The sequence below is a fragment of the Bacillus thuringiensis genome (assembly GCF_001182785.1).
GTDB classification, from domain to species: domain Bacteria; phylum Bacillota; class Bacilli; order Bacillales; family Bacillaceae_G; genus Bacillus_A; species Bacillus_A thuringiensis_S.
Genome location: NZ_CP012100.1, coordinates 301,759 through 319,327, shown reverse-complemented (window position 1 = coordinate 319,327; position 17,569 = coordinate 301,759). Strand labels below are relative to the sequence as shown.

Below are 17,569 nucleotides of genomic sequence, written 5' to 3'. Positions count from 1 at the left end.
TTCTTCTTTTTTGACACCTTATTGTTAATGTTATGTCAATCTTATTCGAAACGATATCGATAACAAAAGAAAACAGTCAGTTAACATGTTAATCTCAGTTGACATGTTAATAACAAATGAAAGGTTAAAAACCAGTTATCTTTCCGTCGGTATCAACATGAGATTGATAGTTTCAGGGTGTTTCTTTTTTATGTCTTACTAGCATTGAAACATTTTTATAGGTAGTTTATTAATTAACTTATTTCCGTGCAATCTGTTGCAATGGACTAATGTTCAACTAATATAGATCTTGAAGTTTAGATAGGTACAAACGTTTTTGATAAGTAATCGCTTGTTAATGTTATGTTGATGTTGACCGGTGGATACTAGTGATAAAGTTGGTGCGCTTCATTTGATATGTTAATCTCAGTTGATATATCAATGTCAAATATAGGTGAGATGTATTGATTTTCTGTTGGTATCAACATGAGATTGATAATTATATGACTGATTTATAGTCCTTATTCTAAAGTGGTTTTGGGTAGAATTAATTAATTTTGAACAAAATATAATGTTATGATGATTGTTTACAAGAAATGGATTATGGTTAACAAGATTGCGCTTAATAGCGCAATTAATTGGTTAGTAGAGAGTATACTGTATCAAAAAAAGTAAGCAGAAAAACATTAGTGAACGGTTAATAAGGAGGACCCTTATAGCTTAGTAAATATAGATTGCTAAAATAGTATCTAATTCCGAAGAAGTTCTCGCTTCAAAAGATCCAAAAGGGGTTGAGCAGTGAGATGCCCATGTATAATTATAGTGTGGAGTTTAATAATATTATAATTAACCTCTAGATTAAATAAAGAATTTTTAGTATATTCTTATTATAACTTGTTGATTTTTTTATTTTCTAGTGATTACATAAAGCCCTTCGGGTTACGGATTAAATTACACGTTTGTGTGGTATTTAACCTCCGTATTCCAAAGGGCTTTTTTATTTTCTCAAGGGAAAAGGGGATATGTGATGTCAATTGAAAAGTTAGTAGCAAGTAGAATGTTAAGGCCAGTGAGAAGCATGAATAAGGGGAATAATGAGAGATGGTTTGAATTTTATAGAACAACGTGCCCTATATGTGGTAAGCAAGGATGGTGTATGGTTAATGATTCTGAAACTAAAATAATATGTGGACGAATTTCATCAGAAACAGTATTCGGGGAAGCAGGCTATTTACATATAATAGCTGAAGATCAAAAAAGGGGATATGACTTTTCTCAAAATCAGATGATTAAGGAACATAAGAAGAAAAATGATTACAACCTTGATATTATTTACACTTTATTCCTAGAATTTTTAGATGTGCGAGATGAACATATTAAAATGTTAATGGGATCAAAACGTAGGATTACAAGAGAAGTAATAAATGTTAGAAATTACAAAAGTTTTCCTATTAAACCTTGGGATACTACGAAAGAGCTAATAAAAAAAGTAGGGGGGAAAACAAGCTATATTGTTGGAATTCCAGGATTTTATGCAAAAGAAACAAAGGATGGAAGATATTTTACGTTTGTAGGAAGGAGAGATTCTTTATTAATACCGCAGAGAAATATATATAATCAGATATGCGGTTTTCAATGTAGAATTGATAATCCTGAATATATGACAGTTGTAAAAAATCATAAACCAAGCTTTAAGGCAGAAGTTATTGAGCAACCCAATGTTATAGAGGTGACCTATAAAATCAATGGGAAGATAGAGTCTATATTTAAAGGTAAAATCGATGTTAAAGAATGGTATGAAATTAATTATGAAGGTGAAAAATTAGGTGAAGTACAATTAAAGTTAGAAAGTAAATATATTTGGATCAGCTCAGGTGGGAAATTCCATGGAACAGGAGCTGGGAACCCATTGCCAATACATGTAGCAGTACCTAGTCGAGAGTTGAAAAGTTTGGGACGTGGAGAACTAATAAAAAAGGATAATGTATGGATTTCAGAAGGGAGTCTAAAGTGTGATATTTCTGCTGAAAACTTAGAGGAGCTTCTAACAAATGAGGAAAAAGTAATGTATGGTACCACAGTTGTATCAATACCTGGGGTTAAAGTATGGAGAATTTTAATTGAACCATTAAAAAAAATGGGAGTTAAACAGGCGACGTTCGCTTTAGATATGGATATGATTACAAATTCAGATGTTCAGCGGTCATTATTAGAATGTGCGCAAGCGCTTTATCAAGAAGGGATAAGTATTAATTATGCGAGTTGGGATATTAATCTTGGAAAGGGTCTAGATGATTTACTGTTAAACGATTATATTCCAGCAATAGAGAAAGTGAGATAAACGCTATTTTAATTGAAATAAATTTAGATATATATATTAATAAGGGGTAGAAATGATTAAGTACTTTTCTATACTATAACTAGAATGAGTGGGTTTTATAAAATCGAGGGATGTATTGTATAGAAAAATACAATACATCCATTGTTTTATACGTGTTCTTGATAGTCATCAGGGTTTAAATTGTATATATAAACCTTGATGATTATCAAGATTTATATAAATATAATTAGTTTAATCATAAGTAAATGATGGATATTTTAATATCCCGGCATTTTTTGAAATTTTTAGAATAATTTATTTTACATTTTGTTATAATCCTATATCATATACATACAGGAGAAATTTGGAAGAGTTTTGAAGACGAAGTTTCGTATCTATGTAATACCGATAGTAGTTTTTAATTAATAAATAATACTATTCATGTATACGAGGTGAAACAAATGGGGAGACGAGTAAGCGAGAAGAAAACAAAAGAGCAGTTTTTATATGAAAGAAGAAGACAATTAGAAATAATGGAAGGTATTAGTAGCATCTGCAAAGGATGCGATATTTATATAGAATTGAGAAAAACGAAAGCACATAAAGAAGTTGCCAATACATGCGCAAGGAATTGTAAGTTGATTAGTAACGTACAAAAGGAGACAAAAATGTTTTTAGAAACAATTCGTTAAAAATGAGAAGGGAGGAATAGGTATGAATCAATCATATAGCAGCTTGAATCGCGATGATTCATTAAATAAAACTATTACACAAGGTTCTACTGCAAGAAGTATTAAGCCAATGGCAAATCTAGAAGAAAACACTTTTGAAATTAAGGAAATTGGGAATTATAAGGTACTATCAAAACAAGAAAGTTTAAAATTATTTCAGCGGTACAAACATGGTGAAAAGGATCTACGTGATTATTTGTTTCATGTGAATGTAGGACTAGTATTATCTATTGCAAGAAAGTACAAAAACAAGCACCCTGATATAGAGTTTGATGATCTGGTCCAAGAAGGTAATGAGGGAATGTTACGGGCAATGGAAGATTTTAATCCGGCATTAGGGTATTGCTTTTCCACGTACGCTTTTTGGTGGATACAAAAAAGTATGTTAGGAATTATATGTAAAAAAAAGTCCGGATCTTTTAAAATCCCTAATTATGTGAATCAATTTAATTTAAGATTTGTCGAGTTAGAAGATAAATATCTACAAATGTACAACAGAACCCCTTCAGTGGAAGAAGTAGCAAAAGAGTTAAATGTAACTAGCGAAACAGTCATTAAGCACAACGTATATTATAAGCGAGCTACTACTATTACTTTGGATGTAGATACAATAAATGAAGATATAGGTATATTAAATCCATTCTATGATGATAGTTCAGCAATTCCGTCAACAAATGAGATGGTAATTGAAGACTTAAATTACGAGATATGGTTAATATTTGATGAAGTATTAAACCCAAAGCAAAAGATGGTACTAAATCTATGTTTTGGTCTTCTAGATGGTAAAGTATATTTGCATAAAGAAATTGCAAAAGCACTTATGATAACAACTGAAAGAGTGTCACAAATAAAGGATGAAGCAATTAAAAAATTGAAGAAATGTGACTATAAAGAAGAAATTTTTAATCTATTACATGAAAAGTTGAAAGTAATGGATGAACTTAATATGGTGTGAAAATATATTTTTGTATTCATCAGAATATACAGTATAACGAGCGTGTTGTATCCTTTTTCTGTCTGAAAATTTTAAAAAAGGGGTGTGTTAAGGGGATAACATGTACTAAAAACTCAATAGATGTAAAATAAAAAGAAGGATAAATGGGTGCTACCTGTTTATCCTTTTTTATTTATCATGCTTAAAAAAATAATATTATCTTTATTTTTCCTTAGTTTTTCTATAGAAATATCTCATGATTAATTATGAAGGATAAATAATTTAATTACTCTCATTTATGAGGTACCAATAGAAAGGAGGCCATTGTTGTTATATGCATAATAATAGAAAAAGAAACGTAATTAAAGAAAGGATTAGACAAGAAAAAGAACGACGTGAGCGATTACTAGCAGAGGAAGAAGAACAATATGAGGATGTCTATAAAGATACAATAAGTGAGCAAATACCACAAGAGCATTCAGAACAACCGCGGAACCAACGTGAAGAAAGTGTAAATGTAAATTCACCTAAAAATGAATCTTCAAATAGTAACCCAGCTCTTGATTGGATCACTACAATTCAAAAACAGGCAGGCACTTCTGAAAATGATTTAAAAATAGAAGAAGCAAGGGAACGTGAAGAAGTAGAAGCACGTAGAAAGGCAGAAGAAGAAGAAAGAAAACGAGCAGAAGCGGAAGCACGTAGAAAGGCAGAAGAAGAAGCAAGGAAACGTGAAGAAGCGGAAGCGCGTAGAAAAGCAGAGGAAGAAGCAAGAAACCAGGAAGAAGCGGAAGCGCGTAGAAAAGCAGAGGAAGAAGCGAGAAACCAGGCAGAAGCGGAAGCGCGTAGAAAAGCAGAGGAAGAAGCGAGAAACCAGGCAGAAGCGGAAGCGCGTAGAAAAGCAGAGGAAGAAGCAAGAAAACGAGCAGAAGCAGAAGCGCGTAGAAGAGCCGAAGAAGAAGCAAGAAACCAGGAAGAAGAGGAAGCGCGTAGAAAAGCAGAGGAAGAAGCAAGAAAACGAGCAGAAGCAGAAGCGCGTAGAAGAGCCGAAGAAGAAGCAAGAAACCAGGAAGAAGCGGAAGCGCGTAGAAAAGCAGAGGAAGAAGCAAGAAAACGAGCAGAAGCAGAAGCGCATAGAAGGGCCGAAGAAGAAGCAAGAAAAGAGGTAGAAGCTCGACGGAAGGAAGAAGAGAGAAAACTTGAAGAAGTAAGAAAAAGAAGATTAGAGGAAGAAAAGAAAATAAAAGAAGCACAACAGAGACAAAAAATAGTTGTAGCTAAAAGTGAACCAGAAAGTGATGAGATTAATTTAAATAAGGAAAGAGATCTACCAAATGAAACTAAATTTGAACAAAAAGAGAAAGTAGTAATCGATAAAAAAGGAATCTTAAATAATATGAAAAAATATAAGTACGCTATTATAGGAGTCGCATCAATTGTTTTATTAGTAGTAGCAGGTTTTGCCTTTAGTAATTTGAAGAATTCACAGGCTGCATCTGCAAATAATGTAAATAGTTTAGAAGTTAATGCGAATTTAATAAATGGATTAAGGCTATCTGCAGTTCAAAAATATCAAGATGCTGCCTTGGAATTTGATAAAGTTGATTATAAAAAATTAGGAAAAGAAGATAAAAAGGCAGTTTTATTTACTTATCTTTTAAGCGGTAAAGCACAAAAGGCTATTGACTTAGAGCAAGATTTTGCAGAATCAGTAGTTTCATATTATATAGCTGTTGATAACTTGAAAAAGGTAAAAGAACTTAAAACTAAAAATTCACTAATTAATTTTGAAATTGCTGCGTTAGATAACAAACATGAAGAAGTTATCAAATTAATAGATCAAGTGCCACTAGATGGTAGAAGAGAAGGAATTATTGTTAATAGTTATTTGAAATTAAATAAATCTGAGGAAGCTAAAAAGTTTGCTCAAAAGGTTGGAAATAAAGATTTACTCGAAAAAATTAGTAATTCTACACCTAATAGTTCTGCTACATCTGTTGCAACTATAAGTGCAGGTTAAGTAATGGGGAGGAATTGATTGTGCCTTTAGATTATTCAAAAATCTTCAAGAAAGTTTTACTTGCAACTACTGCTACTACCTTAAGTGTTGGGGTAGTTTCAGGCTGCTCGCTGTTTTCTTCGGAAAAAAAGAGCACCAAAACAGCATCAGTATCTAAAAAGAAAAAAGATACTGAAAAAGAAAAGAAGAAAGATGAGAAAAAAGATGAAAGTAAGAATGAAAATTTAAATACTAACGATTTTGATGAAATCATTGATAATGCAAAACGTAGCTCTAATCAAAATTTAGCCGGAATCATTGAAAATAACAAAACTAAAAAGAAATTTGATGATTTAACTGATTCAATTGCTACCGCGGCTATAAATTCAGATAGAAATCTAGCATCAGTTATTGACGGTGATAAATCAAATAATCGTTTTTCAGATTTAAATACTTCAATAGCATCAGCAACAAACAATCCTTCTGTTTCGGATAATAAGGATAGTAAGAACTTTGTATTTGGTGGCGATTTAAATATCAATGATGGGGTTGCTATTGCAGATAATTCAATGCCTCCAGTTAATCATGATAAAAAACCGCCAGCTTCTGGAGATTCTAGTAACGTAGGAGATGCAAAACCACCAACAGGTGGTGAAGGTAATAGTGGCGGGGGAGATATAAAACCACCAACAGGTGGTGAAGGTAATAATGGTGGAGGAAATACAAAACCACCAACAGGCGGAGACGGTAATGATGGTGGAGGTGGTACAAAACCACCAACAGGTGGAGATGGTAATGATGGTGGAGGCGGTACAAAACCACCAACAGGCGGAGATGGTAATGATGGTGGTACAACAAAACCGGAGAAACCTGAAAAAGATACAGTGGCACCAGTAATTACAGCAAAGCAAGGTGTAACTATACATGTAGGAGATAGTTTAAGTGCAGGCGATTTAGTAGAAGTAAAAGATAATAAAGATCCAAACCCAGTGGTAATAGTGGGAGCGTACGATACAGGTAAGGTAGGGGAAATTCAAGTAACAGTAACGGCAACAGATGCATCAGGAAATAGCTCAAGTACAACAGTAACCGTCAACGTAGTCGGAAAAGAAGAAGAAAAGGATACAGTAGCACCAGTAATTACAGCGAAACAAGGTGTAACTGTTTATGTAGGAGATAGCTTAAATGCAGGAGATTTAGTAGACGTAAGAGATAATAAAGATCTAAACCCAGTAGTAATAGTAGGAGCGTACGATACAAGTAAGGCAGGAGAAATTCAAGTAACAGTAACGGCAACAGATGCATCAGGAAATAGCTCAAGTACAACACTAATCGTTAAAGTAGTAGAAAAAGAAGAGGAAAAGGATACAGAAGCACCAGTAATAACAGTGAAACAAGGTGTAACCGTACATGTAGGAGATAAATTAAGTCCAGAAAGTTTAGTGAGTGTAAAAGATAATAAAGATCCAAACCCAGTAGTAACAGTGGGAGTGTACGATACAAGTAAACCGGGTACAATATCAGTTCAAGTAACGGCAACTGATAATACGGGTAACAGCTCAACTGTAACGGTAACAGTAAAAGTAGTAGAAAAGGAAGAGGAGAAGGATACGGAAGCACCAGTAATAACAGCGAAACAAGGTGTAACCGTACATGTGGGAGATAAATTAAGTCCAGAAAGTTTAGTGAGTGTAAAAGATAATAAAGATCCAAATCCAGTAATAACAGTAGGAGCGTATGATACAAGTAAGCCAGGCACAATATCAGTTCAAGTAACGGCAACCGATAAGGTAGGAAATAGCTCAACTGAAACAGTAAATGTTATAGTTCTTGAGAAAGAAAAGCCAGAGCAGAAACCCGAACAAAAACCAGAACAGAAAACTGCAGGAACAACTTCTAAAGAGCAGGATAATGGATTACTTGCATCAAATTTTAATGGTGTAGCTAAATAAGATTTTAGCAGAAATCTATAATAGCGAAGATTTTAGAAGGTTCATCTATAAGTTTTTTATCAGTCGAACTTAACTAATCAAAATCATATTTTAAAAAGGTCCGACTTTCCTACAGTTGGACCTTTTTTATATGTTTAATTAATTGTATTAAAATTTCATAAATTTATTTAATGGTTTATAGCGTAAAATTACCTTACCTTCAATATCATTCAAAGATATAAATCCTATTTCTTTAAATCTACTGTCTAAGCTTTCTTCACGATTATCCCCTAATACAAAAATTGTATTATTTGGAACCCTTTCGAAACCATAAATATTTTTCAATGAAAAATCAGCTGTTTTACCTTTTGAGTATGCATCTTTTACCTGAAGTCCATTTATATAAAGCATCTGTGATTTATATTCTATTCTATCTCCAGGTAAACCAACTACTCTTTTTATAATTGTTTTTTTATTAGAAGTGTTTTCTAGGGGGGAATTAACAACAACTATATCAAATCTTTGCAGATCGTCTATTGAATGGGTGAGATGATTGATTAAAACCTTGTCATTATTAAATAAGGTATTTTCCATAGAGACTCCAGAAACCTTATATGGAAAAAAAACGAACTGTCTTAGTAAAAGTAAGGTAACGCCAATTATAAATATTAATATTGGAAAAACAGAAATTAGACGTTTTTTCAATTGTAAATCAAACTCCATTCTGAGGGTTTATAATATTCATCATAACATAAATTTAACGGATTAAATATTCTGAAGATTGTTGTTTTTAAAGGTGTAATTTGTTAAAATTAAGTATACCTTTTTTTAATTTCAATTTTTTATATCCATAACTACTATAGCCCTTTCGGGGTTTCGATTTTCAAAGATAGTTTAAGTTTTTTACTTTTACTTTCTTTTTAAATATAACTCCGAAAAGGGCTTTTTTGCGTTTTTTTGGAGAACATCACATTGTGAAAGGATGAAGATTTTATGAAGATCAAAAGATTATTTTTAGTGTTAGGCGTTTTAGCTATGATGTTTGTTTTTTATAACACCTTTATAAAGGATGAACCTCAAACTGATGCTTTAACTCCAATCAAAGTAGAAGATTTGAAACAAAAGATTCAATACGATTATTTGTTTGAAGATGAATTATCACAAAATGTGATTAATGACTTAGGTGGGCAATTCAAATTAATATTTGATGATATTGATAAGAACGGTCACTTAACTATTTATCAAAACAAAAAAGAAATAGAAATGTTTTTAGGAAATCATGTAACAACTGCAGAATTAGCTGATGAATTTACATCAGACTATTTTAGTACAAATAAGAATTACAAAGTTACTTATAAAAGTAAACCAAGTCTATTTAATTATGAAGAACCAAGAACTGTTACAAAAGTAAAAAAAGGATTGTTTTTGGTAAAACAAAACGACTTAATTCTGGAATTTAAATATGTACCAGAAATAGATGGATTTCGAATTTCTGAAATTACATATTTAAAATAAAAAATATTAGGAGGAATTTATTATGTTATTACAAATTAGAACTGTTATTGCTGATGCGTTAAGAATTGATGATGAAGTGAATGGTTTTTTAAAGTATTGTGATAATCATGGAAAAATAGTTAAAAAAATAACACCGAGCGGGTTCATGGAACGTGAACAAGGCCAACCGCTTTTGGTTATGGTAATCGAATATGAAGAGAAAAATTAACTGCAGTTATGAAAAAGACGAGGATCAATTCCTTGTCTTTTTTATTTTCTAAGAAGGGTGGATAAATTGACTATGAAAATAATAAAAAAAGTGGCCGTCTTTAATTACAAAGAATTTGAGAATTCTTTGTTAGAGATGAATAATCGTGAATTAGATGTGGATGATTTAATGGTACCTATTGATTTAGCGAAAGTTCTAAAGTTTATACGTAAAGATTCATTCTCGGTTAAAGAGTTATTGGATCAGAACTTTCAACTTGAATTAATAGTAGCAGCTGCAGATTACATGAGACCTGAATTATTCGAAAATCAAACTATTTTAGATGAAATCACAGGAAATGTTGAATATGCAGATACAACAGATGAAGACTTCCCATTTTTTTAATGGTAGAAAAAGAGGGGATTATATGTGGAATGATATTGAAGAGTTTTTTGTTGGAAATGATACTACTGGTATATACGACATGTACAATTCTTTTTTTCAATTAATCTATTTTATTTGTAGTTCTAAAGACTTGCTAGCAAAAGCTAATATGGATGATTACGAAATTGCTATTCAAGATCATGATATTGAGTCTAATAGTGAATGCGCCCATATTAATTTTGTTAATGCGTTACTGCAATCGATAAATGATGAATGTAAGTTTCAAGCAGCATTTTTAATGGATGAGGAAGAAGTATATTTATTTCAATTAGAAGACTCAGTATTTCGAGAATACAATAAAAAGCTATTTTTAAATGATACGTGTTTATTACAAATTAAAAGTAACATCGATTTAAAAAATATAAAGGATATATTTCCGGATTTAGTTTTAATAAGTGACTATGCTAATGAAGATGTATTTTATGTAATCCATGAAGACATTCATGATGTGTTAGATACAAAGAAATTGAATCGATATATAGATTTATTGATATTAATTAAAGAGTAAGGAGTCCTGATCATGATAGATATATGGGAAGGTTTAGAGATGGATGAACATGAAGAAAATTCTAATCTAACAATAATAAATCTTATTTCTTTATTTATCTCAATGAAGAATGAAGGGGTACCAGCGGAATTATTTGAAGAGGTTGTAATCCAGAAATTAGATTGGAATGCAGAATTCTATTCCTATAATGGCTTCAATCCATATACAGAGCTTGTAGAAGGAATACTTAACTGTATTGGATATTTAGAAGAAGCTACTGTTAGAGAGTATCTAGAATGTGAAGCGAATGAACTATTTGAAGGAGATTTTGATGAACCTATTATATTAGTTTTCATTCCCCTACCTTCTGGATATGAAATGAATGATATTAAGAATGTATTTAAGGATAAGGTAATCCATTTTAAAGAAGATGTGGATAACGAATTCGATAATGAATTTGCTTTTGTTATGTGTAGTCAATTTGAATATTTTGACGTATTTACTTGGATTGAACTATTTGAAGTGGTGTATTTCATAAAAAAAGTTCAAGAAGAAAAAGAAAATTTTAATTTTAGCCTATATAAAGAAGAAATTGTTGGGAGGACTTACTTTGACAATTTATTTAAAAATTGAGGAACATTCTCCAATAGTAGAAGCAAAGATTGTGGATGATTTAGGAGTAATAAAAAAGGATTTTAAATTTCCTGCGGTGGAGCTTGGAAAATCTATTGCTAGGTCTATTTCACTAGCAAAGGAAGAATTAGACTTTGAATTTAATTATGATTCAGGTTTTATTCCTAAGAATTTAAAGCAGCATCTTTCTGTTGGTACAAAAGATGGAATTAAGCACTTTTATTTTTTGGAATTAGAGAAAGCAAGTAGAAAAGTTGAGTTATGGAGAGGTAATCATAAAGAAAAATTAACTTTTAATATTGTGGGTTTTCCAAAGGTCTTATTAGTACTCGCGGTATTACAAAATCCAAAAGGGGTTAAATCTTTTCAGAGTGCATTTGCATATGCGATGAAAGATGAACCTATTAAATTAGATTCTCCACTATATGTATATCCATTTCCGAATGTCTACTATAGTGGGAATATATGCATGGGTGGGAATAAACCTCCAACAATAGAAAATTTAACAGCTTTTGAACGATGGTTTCACCAATTACCATTCGGTGCAGATATGTATACGCCGGATAGAATTTCGAAGGATCTAGAATTAAAAAATAAATCTGATGTTTTCCAACTTTTTAGTTTTTTAGATGGAAAAGAATTTAATGATAATTGGTTAGTTTCATATAAGAAAACATATAAGCAATTGGTTAATGAATTTAAGAATTCAAAATAATAAGGAGGAAGTTATTATGAGTAAAAAAGAACTTGATATTTTTGATTATTTATTAGAGGAAAATGAACAAAGTGAAAAAAATGGAGCCGAAACAATAAATAGCTTAGATGAAGGAACGATTTTGGCAATACAAAAGATGGAGGAACAAAAAAGGGCCAGCGAAGAAAATAGAGCATCAAGATTAAAAGAACCTAATAGAAATAAACAGCAGCAGGCATCTAAGAAAGAGCAAAAAGATAATAAACAGAAACCCAATAACGATGCAATAATTAGAGATTATAAATTGTGGAAGCTTAATAATGAAACTGTAGTGAAGTATTGGGGTAACACACATGCTTTAATAGAGTACTTTAGTGAAGAAGAGATTCTTAATAACGGAAAACCAGACTTCATGGAAATTAGTGGAGAAAAATTGAGAGAAAGAATGGAGAACTCAGGATACGATGAATTGGTAAAAGGTCATGTAATAATGGGTTATATCAAAGATAAAAATATTATCACAGTATCCATTGACATGAAGAAAAAAGGGAATAGTACTAAAATTACACCTTTCTTTCCAATACCACAGTATATACTTCAAACTTTTATAGAGCATGCAAAATTCTACGCTACTAAAGAGTTAGAATTACATGCAGAAGTATATCTTGATCAAAATGGGTGTTATGAAATAGTCTTTCCTAAGCAAAAAGTAAATAAATATTGGGTTAAACCTGAGACTGATATTTTAATGCAAATGGAGAAGAGATTAGTGCTTCAAATACATTCACATCATAATATGAGTGAAATACCAAGTGTATTGGATAATCAAAATGAGGTTGTTCCAAATATTATTTATGTAATTGTAGGTAGATTACATCGATATTTTCCTTCAATACATGCAAGGATTTATAAAGATGGGTTACATCAACAAGTAGACCTTACAAAGGTATTTGCATCACCTTTTAATGTTAATGGACCACTGGAACAAGTGGAGGTTGTAGAGTCTGCAATTCATGAGGTGGACGAAATATGATTCAATTATATCCATTTAATGTAGATATTCCTATTCATATTGTTCAAGTTGGTACTGGTGGTACGGGATCATTAGTGGCTCAGTATGTAGCGCAGCAAATGGTTACTTCTAGAATTACGGAAATCAAGGGGATTTTAGCAGATGCAGATAGTATTGAAGAGAAAAACTTAAGAAATCAGTATTTCATTAAAAATGAGATAGGTAAGAAAAAAGCAGACGTATTAGCAAATAGATATTCTAATCCGTTTGGAATTGATTTGCGGTCATATTCTGAAGAGTATATAGAAACTACTGATCTTTTAATGAAATTATTTGATTCATTGAAAGTAAATAATAAAAAGGAATCAATAAAAATTCTTATCAGCTGCGTCGATAATAATTTTTCAAGACAACAATTTCATCAATTTTTCAATGAACAAGAAAATATTGTTTATATAGACACAGGTAATGATGCAGTAGATTTAATAAAAGGAAATCCAAGTGAGGAAACTATTAAACAACAAGAAGAGAGCGGTTATACAGGGCAAACAGTAACAGGGTTAAGAGTGAAAGGTGAAACAATTTTAGCACCTGTTGCTGAATTGTATCCAGATGTTTTAACAGATGAGGATACAATAGCACCCAGTGATATTTCGTGTGATCAAGTAATAGTATCGCAGCCACAAAGACGTATTACAAATCAATACTCGGCTTTGGCGGTTAATAATATGTTGAATTTTATTGTTAATCAATATTTGATTGTAAATCATCATATGGTATTTCATGCGAAAAAGGGATATAGCAGGGCATTTCCTGTAACTGAGGAACAAAGACAGCTGTTTAATCTAACAAATAAGGGTATTAAAGAATAATTATTTAAAATATGTAATGTGACTTTACCCATAAAGTTACCACTAAAGGAAGTATAACTTTGCCGGAAATCACATCTTTTTGAAAAAAGGGAGTGGATTAATCGAGGAAAAAGGAAGCATAACTTTGCTATGGTTTAATTATTAACCCATAAGCTTGCCGTGAATGCTGTTACTTTGTAATAAAGTTTGATAAAAAACCTGTGATGACAAGAGCCTTATTCTTTTATATTGCGAAAGTTTGGTTTAATAGCTTAAAGTAATTAGATTTTGAACCAAGTAAATTCTAGTTATTTTTCTACATTATGGGTAATCCGTTGAACATTCGCTCTTCATAAAAACGGGGGATTGAGATAATTTTAATTTGCTAAGTTGGTCGGTTGGTTTAAAATTAAATTAGGGGATTGTTTAATTTTATAAAGAATAGGTATTAGATTTTAAATATTTTGGGGGTATGAGTTTGAAACAAATTATATATTTACTTAGACATGGAGAAACTGAATTAAATGTAAAAGGCCGGTATCAGGGAGAACTTGATTCACCACTAACGTCTGATGGCATTGAACAAGTCAAAAATAATGCAAAGTTACTAAAAGTACTAATAGATAACTCTAAAGATTGGGATTTTATTTCCAGTACATTAGGAAGGGCGCAACAAAGTACTGAAATAGTATGTGAGGTTATAGGTTACGATAGAAACAAAGTTAAACTGGACGATCGATTAAAAGAAGTCACTGTCGGTAAATGGGCTGGTTTAACTACAAAAGAAATTGAAAAATCTTGGCCAGAACTTATGGAAAATACTAATAATCACAATTGGTATTTTAATTCTCCTAGTGGAGAAAGCTATGATTCAGTTGTAGAGAGAGTATCTGAATGGCTACGTTCTATACAGAATAAAGAAAAAGTAATAGTAATGTCACATGGACTTACTGGAAGAATAATAAGAGGAGTATATCAGGGGATAACAAAAGATCAAGCATTAGTCTTAGAAGTATCACAGAATACTTTCTTTAAACTATATGATAAGCAAGTAGAAAGTTTTTGTTCAGAGTATGATGAATTTTATTAAATGAGACTCTATCTTATGAGTGAAAAGGTTATATTTTTAAAACGAATAGCATTCCCATATGAAAAATAAATCGAACCTTAAATTTCAAAAAAATCAAACGATAAATTTTTCTATTTTAATTAGAAATAATCAAACTTTATTCAAAAGTTACAAAAACGACATTAAAAATATTCTTCAAATCCCGGAAGCATAAGTTTGACGCAAACAAAAAGAACCATAAACTTGCCGGCAAACTGATGGTTCAAATCACATGTAATTTGATTTTGAGAATCAAACGGAATATTGAAAGGAGAATGAATAATGAATAAGTGTACATTTTGTGGAAGAGAATCAGATTTTCATGATACTAAAATCGTAGGTGGTTATCAAATATTAACATGTTGCACAGATTGCGAAGAAGAAATTCTATCGGGGCAAGAAAATTAAAAGTTTAAAACGTTACATTAGGGAGTGCAATCGCAAAAGTAGAAGTGTATGGACTTTTAAGTCCATACACTTCATTAGTTTTTAAAATAAATTGTTTAAAACTAATAAATCTAATTGAATTTACTCTATTATTTATCCTCTTTTAACATATCCATAAACTCACTATTTAATTTAACGCCTTCATCAAATAAAACAGGTACTTTTTCAGATGTATTATTTTCTTTCATCTCTGGATCAATACTAAGTAAGCTTAATAGTTCGTAGAATTTTTCTGCTGCTTCCCTATATTTTTTCTCAGCATTATCAAACTTTTTAGGTGGAGCAGTACCAGATATTTTATGTAAGTGTTCTCTAGCATCTTTTACAAGAGTTTCTATTTCATATGAGCTTCGACCAGATAGGTTTCCATCTCCAAAACAATCATAAAATTTCCTAATTTCTACGCTAACTATCTTGAGATATTCCTCTTGTGTTACTCGTCTATGTTCCCGCTTTTTTTTAATCAGGCTCTCTTTCGCATCACTACCTAAGGATTTTTCATAAGCTTCAATCTGCTTCACTAACTTTTCTAAATCCTTTTCACTAAAACTTTCATGTACAGCAGTTACATTTTTAAGGCTTCCTTTTGCTTCATCCACCAACTTAGCAAATAAATCTAGATATTCTTCATATTCTTTATCTGCAGTTTTAAATTCAGAAGGTGGAGAAATCTTTTTTGCTTCTTTCATAATAGAAATTGCTTTATCGACATATTTTTTTCTTTCATCAACTGAAATTGATGTGTCTTCAACTTCTTCCAACTCTTTATCAATTTCATATTCCTTTTTTGCGATAGCTTCTAGATAACCATCCTTGTCGTTCTTATAATCATAGTCATTTTGAGCTGATGAACATGCTGATAAAAATAATATAAAGCATAATGCAGTCATCTTAATTTTAATTAGATTCATAAATTTCTCCTTTCTAATATACGAAACAAATAATTATTGTAACATAAAATCTTAATATTTTCTTTCTGTAATAATTAACTAACTTCTTAAAGTTAATAATTGAGGAGAGTGAAAGCGTTTGGTGGATGATGCTTTAAAATCATTGTTTGATTGGTATTGGGTTCTCACTAGAAAAAATGTAAATAAAATTTACATGTATTGTAATGAAAAGATAAAAATATTGGTTTTTTATTTTGAGGATTAAGAATTATATGTTCATAAAAATTATAAAGTGGCTACATTAATTTTATATATGAATTGGATGATTTTGGTTATTGGTATGGTATAATAAGTATATAATCTTTTTTCTTTTTCCTTTCTGTAATTAAAGCAACCTATCGGGTTGAAGAGTACGCATTTTTAATGTGTTATGTCTTCTCCTTTTAGGTTGCTTTTTTATTTTGCTTAAAAAAGGAGTGATAATTTGAATCATTTATTGAGAATTTCAGAAACAATACATCCTGTTACCTTAAATGCTTATCGATGGAAAATAACTAAAGGGAAACTAATTAACAAAAGATTAATTAGAATTGAAAATATCGATTTAAGCATCGATACAGAACTCGAAGGCGTTAAAGTAGGTGATACGGTTTATATTCATGTAGGAGATGTTATCTCGTATATCACAGCCGCTGAATGGGATCAGTATCAAAAAGAACAACATGTAATTGAAGATAGTTACAATAAGATGGTAACTAGTAACATTCGTAATAGAACTTTATTTTAATAAAAACGATAAAAAGAGGAGTGTATATTGATGAATGTGTCTATTTATAATCGCGAAAATAAAGAATGGAAAGAAGGAAAAGAAACAAAAAACAACAGTTTTAACGAAGTACTGAAGACATTACTAATTCTTGAAAAAAATTTAGGAGGGAATACCTGTATTGCACCGTCAGAAATAGATTTGGGAAATTATCCAGAGCTGATAAAGATGGAAAATATAATACGAAATAAGTTAATAGGATATCAAGAAGATTTTTATTTCTTTGATATATATTATTATTTCTTATTTGAGCGAAAGGTATTGTGGTTAGTACGAGAGACAGGAACGAGAATAATAAATTTATGCAATTATGAAAACGTTGAAGAAAAACAGGTAGCATTTGAAATACTGGAATTCTATATTTATCAAAATTGTAGTGTAATCTATAGCATAATTGATGGCAGATTGAAAAAATAAATAATAATCAGGCTTTCGAATTATTAGTGTAAAGGTATCAAAGAATTTGATTTGTTAACTTGAGAAAGTTAAATAACAGAATAAATTTTCTGAATTTAAAGATAAAACGAACTTCATTGTGATATAATTTAGTTGCATTTTTTTATTTTTCTTTTTTATATCAC

At 31.0% G+C, this 17,569-nt stretch carries 19 protein-coding genes; 17 read left to right on the top strand and 2 right to left on the bottom strand.

The genetic code is table 11. The features are described from left to right. The first annotated feature begins 1,006 nt into the window (after positions 1 to 1,006). From AC241_RS28660 to AC241_RS28640, 5 genes are all read left to right on the top strand, one after another. Positions 1,007 to 2,320 carry a DUF3854 domain-containing protein gene (locus AC241_RS28660; RefSeq protein WP_050845174.1) on the top strand — a complete coding sequence of 438 codons (1,314 nt, stop codon included), beginning with the start codon at positions 1,007 to 1,009 and terminating at the stop codon, positions 2,318 to 2,320. A gap of 440 nt (positions 2,321 to 2,760) precedes the next feature. After that, positions 2,761 to 2,991, top strand: coding sequence for a hypothetical protein (locus AC241_RS28655; protein WP_000533697.1), 231 nt, complete (start codon positions 2,761 to 2,763; stop codon positions 2,989 to 2,991). Between the two features lie 22 nt (positions 2,992 to 3,013). After that, a complete protein-coding gene (locus AC241_RS28650) occupies positions 3,014 to 3,985 on the top strand; it encodes a sigma-70 family RNA polymerase sigma factor (protein ID WP_050845173.1) in 972 nt (323 codons plus the stop codon). A 313-nt stretch (positions 3,986 to 4,298) separates the two neighbouring features. Beyond that, entirely contained in the window at positions 4,299 to 5,984 is a 1,686-nt protein-coding gene (locus AC241_RS28645; protein ID WP_050845172.1) for a hypothetical protein, read from the top strand. A 20-nt stretch (positions 5,985 to 6,004) separates the two neighbouring features. Continuing rightward, the gene (locus AC241_RS28640; RefSeq protein WP_050845171.1) at positions 6,005 to 7,915 is read left to right on the top strand and encodes a hypothetical protein; all 1,911 of its coding nucleotides are present in this window, start codon (positions 6,005 to 6,007) and stop codon (positions 7,913 to 7,915) included. Between the two features lie 147 nt (positions 7,916 to 8,062). Here AC241_RS28640 and lepB read toward each other — a convergent pair whose 3' ends face one another. Then, positions 8,063 to 8,617, bottom strand: coding sequence for a signal peptidase I (gene lepB, locus AC241_RS28635; protein ID WP_071715085.1), 555 nt, complete (start codon positions 8,615 to 8,617; stop codon positions 8,063 to 8,065). Between the two features lie 270 nt (positions 8,618 to 8,887). Between lepB and AC241_RS28630 the strand changes: the two genes are divergently transcribed. From AC241_RS28630 to AC241_RS35765, 10 genes are all read left to right on the top strand, one after another. Then, positions 8,888 to 9,409 carry a hypothetical protein gene (locus AC241_RS28630; protein WP_050845170.1) on the top strand — a complete coding sequence of 174 codons (522 nt, stop codon included), beginning with the start codon at positions 8,888 to 8,890 and terminating at the stop codon, positions 9,407 to 9,409. A 22-nt stretch (positions 9,410 to 9,431) separates the two neighbouring features. Beyond that, positions 9,432 to 9,617, top strand: coding sequence for a hypothetical protein (locus AC241_RS28625; protein ID WP_000926534.1), 186 nt, complete (start codon positions 9,432 to 9,434; stop codon positions 9,615 to 9,617). Positions 9,618 to 9,689: 72 nt separating this feature from the next. Next, the gene (locus AC241_RS28620; RefSeq protein ID WP_000691501.1) at positions 9,690 to 10,001 is read left to right on the top strand and encodes a hypothetical protein; all 312 of its coding nucleotides are present in this window, start codon (positions 9,690 to 9,692) and stop codon (positions 9,999 to 10,001) included. A 22-nt stretch (positions 10,002 to 10,023) separates the two neighbouring features. After that, positions 10,024 to 10,548 (top strand): hypothetical protein, encoded by a 525-nt coding sequence (locus AC241_RS28615; protein ID WP_050845169.1) that lies wholly within the window; start codon positions 10,024 to 10,026, stop codon positions 10,546 to 10,548. Positions 10,549 to 10,560: 12 nt separating this feature from the next. Beyond that, positions 10,561 to 11,160 carry a hypothetical protein gene (locus AC241_RS28610; protein WP_000565596.1) on the top strand — a complete coding sequence of 200 codons (600 nt, stop codon included), beginning with the start codon at positions 10,561 to 10,563 and terminating at the stop codon, positions 11,158 to 11,160. After that, complete coding sequence (locus tag AC241_RS28605; RefSeq protein ID WP_196303434.1) at positions 11,138 to 11,875, top strand: hypothetical protein; 738 nt, start codon at positions 11,138 to 11,140, stop codon at positions 11,873 to 11,875. Before AC241_RS28610 ends, AC241_RS28605 begins: the two co-directional genes overlap by 23 nt. 16 nt (positions 11,876 to 11,891) lie before the next feature. Continuing rightward, complete coding sequence (locus tag AC241_RS28600; protein ID WP_050845168.1) at positions 11,892 to 12,887, top strand: hypothetical protein; 996 nt, start codon at positions 11,892 to 11,894, stop codon at positions 12,885 to 12,887. Further along, positions 12,884 to 13,738: a ThiF family adenylyltransferase gene (locus AC241_RS33650; RefSeq protein ID WP_080990922.1), complete on the top strand. Its 855-nt coding sequence runs from the start codon at positions 12,884 to 12,886 to the stop codon at positions 13,736 to 13,738. Before AC241_RS28600 ends, AC241_RS33650 begins: the two co-directional genes overlap by 4 nt. Before the next feature lie 451 nt (positions 13,739 to 14,189). Further along, on the top strand, positions 14,190 to 14,807 hold the full coding sequence (locus tag AC241_RS28585) for a histidine phosphatase family protein (protein WP_413541767.1): 618 nt from the start codon (positions 14,190 to 14,192) through the stop codon (positions 14,805 to 14,807). Positions 14,808 to 15,107: 300 nt separating this feature from the next. Beyond that, positions 15,108 to 15,233, top strand: coding sequence for a hypothetical protein (locus AC241_RS35765; RefSeq protein ID WP_264194180.1), 126 nt, complete (start codon positions 15,108 to 15,110; stop codon positions 15,231 to 15,233). A gap of 128 nt (positions 15,234 to 15,361) precedes the next feature. Here AC241_RS35765 and AC241_RS28580 read toward each other — a convergent pair whose 3' ends face one another. Then, a complete protein-coding gene (locus AC241_RS28580) occupies positions 15,362 to 16,183 on the bottom strand; it encodes a hypothetical protein (protein WP_050845166.1) in 822 nt (273 codons plus the stop codon). Positions 16,184 to 16,646: 463 nt separating this feature from the next. Here AC241_RS28580 and AC241_RS28575 point away from each other — a divergent pair, with 463 nt between their 5' ends. Continuing rightward, the gene (locus AC241_RS28575; protein ID WP_196303433.1) at positions 16,647 to 16,949 is read left to right on the top strand and encodes a hypothetical protein; all 303 of its coding nucleotides are present in this window, start codon (positions 16,647 to 16,649) and stop codon (positions 16,947 to 16,949) included. 30 nt (positions 16,950 to 16,979) lie between these two features. Continuing rightward, positions 16,980 to 17,405 carry a hypothetical protein gene (locus AC241_RS34435; RefSeq protein ID WP_230690619.1) on the top strand — a complete coding sequence of 142 codons (426 nt, stop codon included), beginning with the start codon at positions 16,980 to 16,982 and terminating at the stop codon, positions 17,403 to 17,405. The last annotated feature ends 164 nt before the right edge of the window (positions 17,406 to 17,569 follow it).

Bases quoted from the DNA above. Each gene is read 5' to 3' on its own strand.
- AC241_RS28660 (WP_050845174.1), top strand. From the start codon at position 1,007: ATGTCAATTGAAAAGTTAGTAGCAAGTAGAATGTTAAGGCCAGTGAGA.
- AC241_RS28655 (WP_000533697.1), top strand. From the start codon at position 2,761: ATGGGGAGACGAGTAAGCGAGAAGAAAACAAAAGAGCAGTTTTTATAT.
- AC241_RS28650 (WP_050845173.1), top strand. From the start codon at position 3,014: ATGAATCAATCATATAGCAGCTTGAATCGCGATGATTCATTAAATAAA.
- AC241_RS28645 (WP_050845172.1), top strand. From the start codon at position 4,299: ATGCATAATAATAGAAAAAGAAACGTAATTAAAGAAAGGATTAGACAA.
- lepB (WP_071715085.1), bottom strand. From the start codon at position 8,617: ATGGAGTTTGATTTACAATTGAAAAAACGTCTAATTTCTGTTTTTCCA.
- AC241_RS28630 (WP_050845170.1), top strand. From the start codon at position 8,888: ATGAAGATCAAAAGATTATTTTTAGTGTTAGGCGTTTTAGCTATGATG.
- AC241_RS28625 (WP_000926534.1), top strand. From the start codon at position 9,432: ATGTTATTACAAATTAGAACTGTTATTGCTGATGCGTTAAGAATTGAT.
- AC241_RS28620 (WP_000691501.1), top strand. From the start codon at position 9,690: ATGAAAATAATAAAAAAAGTGGCCGTCTTTAATTACAAAGAATTTGAG.
- AC241_RS28615 (WP_050845169.1), top strand. From the start codon at position 10,024: ATGTGGAATGATATTGAAGAGTTTTTTGTTGGAAATGATACTACTGGT.
- AC241_RS28610 (WP_000565596.1), top strand. From the start codon at position 10,561: ATGATAGATATATGGGAAGGTTTAGAGATGGATGAACATGAAGAAAAT.
- AC241_RS28600 (WP_050845168.1), top strand. From the start codon at position 11,892: ATGAGTAAAAAAGAACTTGATATTTTTGATTATTTATTAGAGGAAAAT.
- AC241_RS33650 (WP_080990922.1), top strand. From the start codon at position 12,884: ATGATTCAATTATATCCATTTAATGTAGATATTCCTATTCATATTGTT.
- AC241_RS28585 (WP_413541767.1), top strand. From the start codon at position 14,190: ATGAGTTTGAAACAAATTATATATTTACTTAGACATGGAGAAACTGAA.
- AC241_RS35765 (WP_264194180.1), top strand. From the start codon at position 15,108: ATGAATAAGTGTACATTTTGTGGAAGAGAATCAGATTTTCATGATACT.
- AC241_RS28580 (WP_050845166.1), bottom strand. From the start codon at position 16,183: ATGAATCTAATTAAAATTAAGATGACTGCATTATGCTTTATATTATTT.
- AC241_RS34435 (WP_230690619.1), top strand. From the start codon at position 16,980: ATGAATGTGTCTATTTATAATCGCGAAAATAAAGAATGGAAAGAAGGA.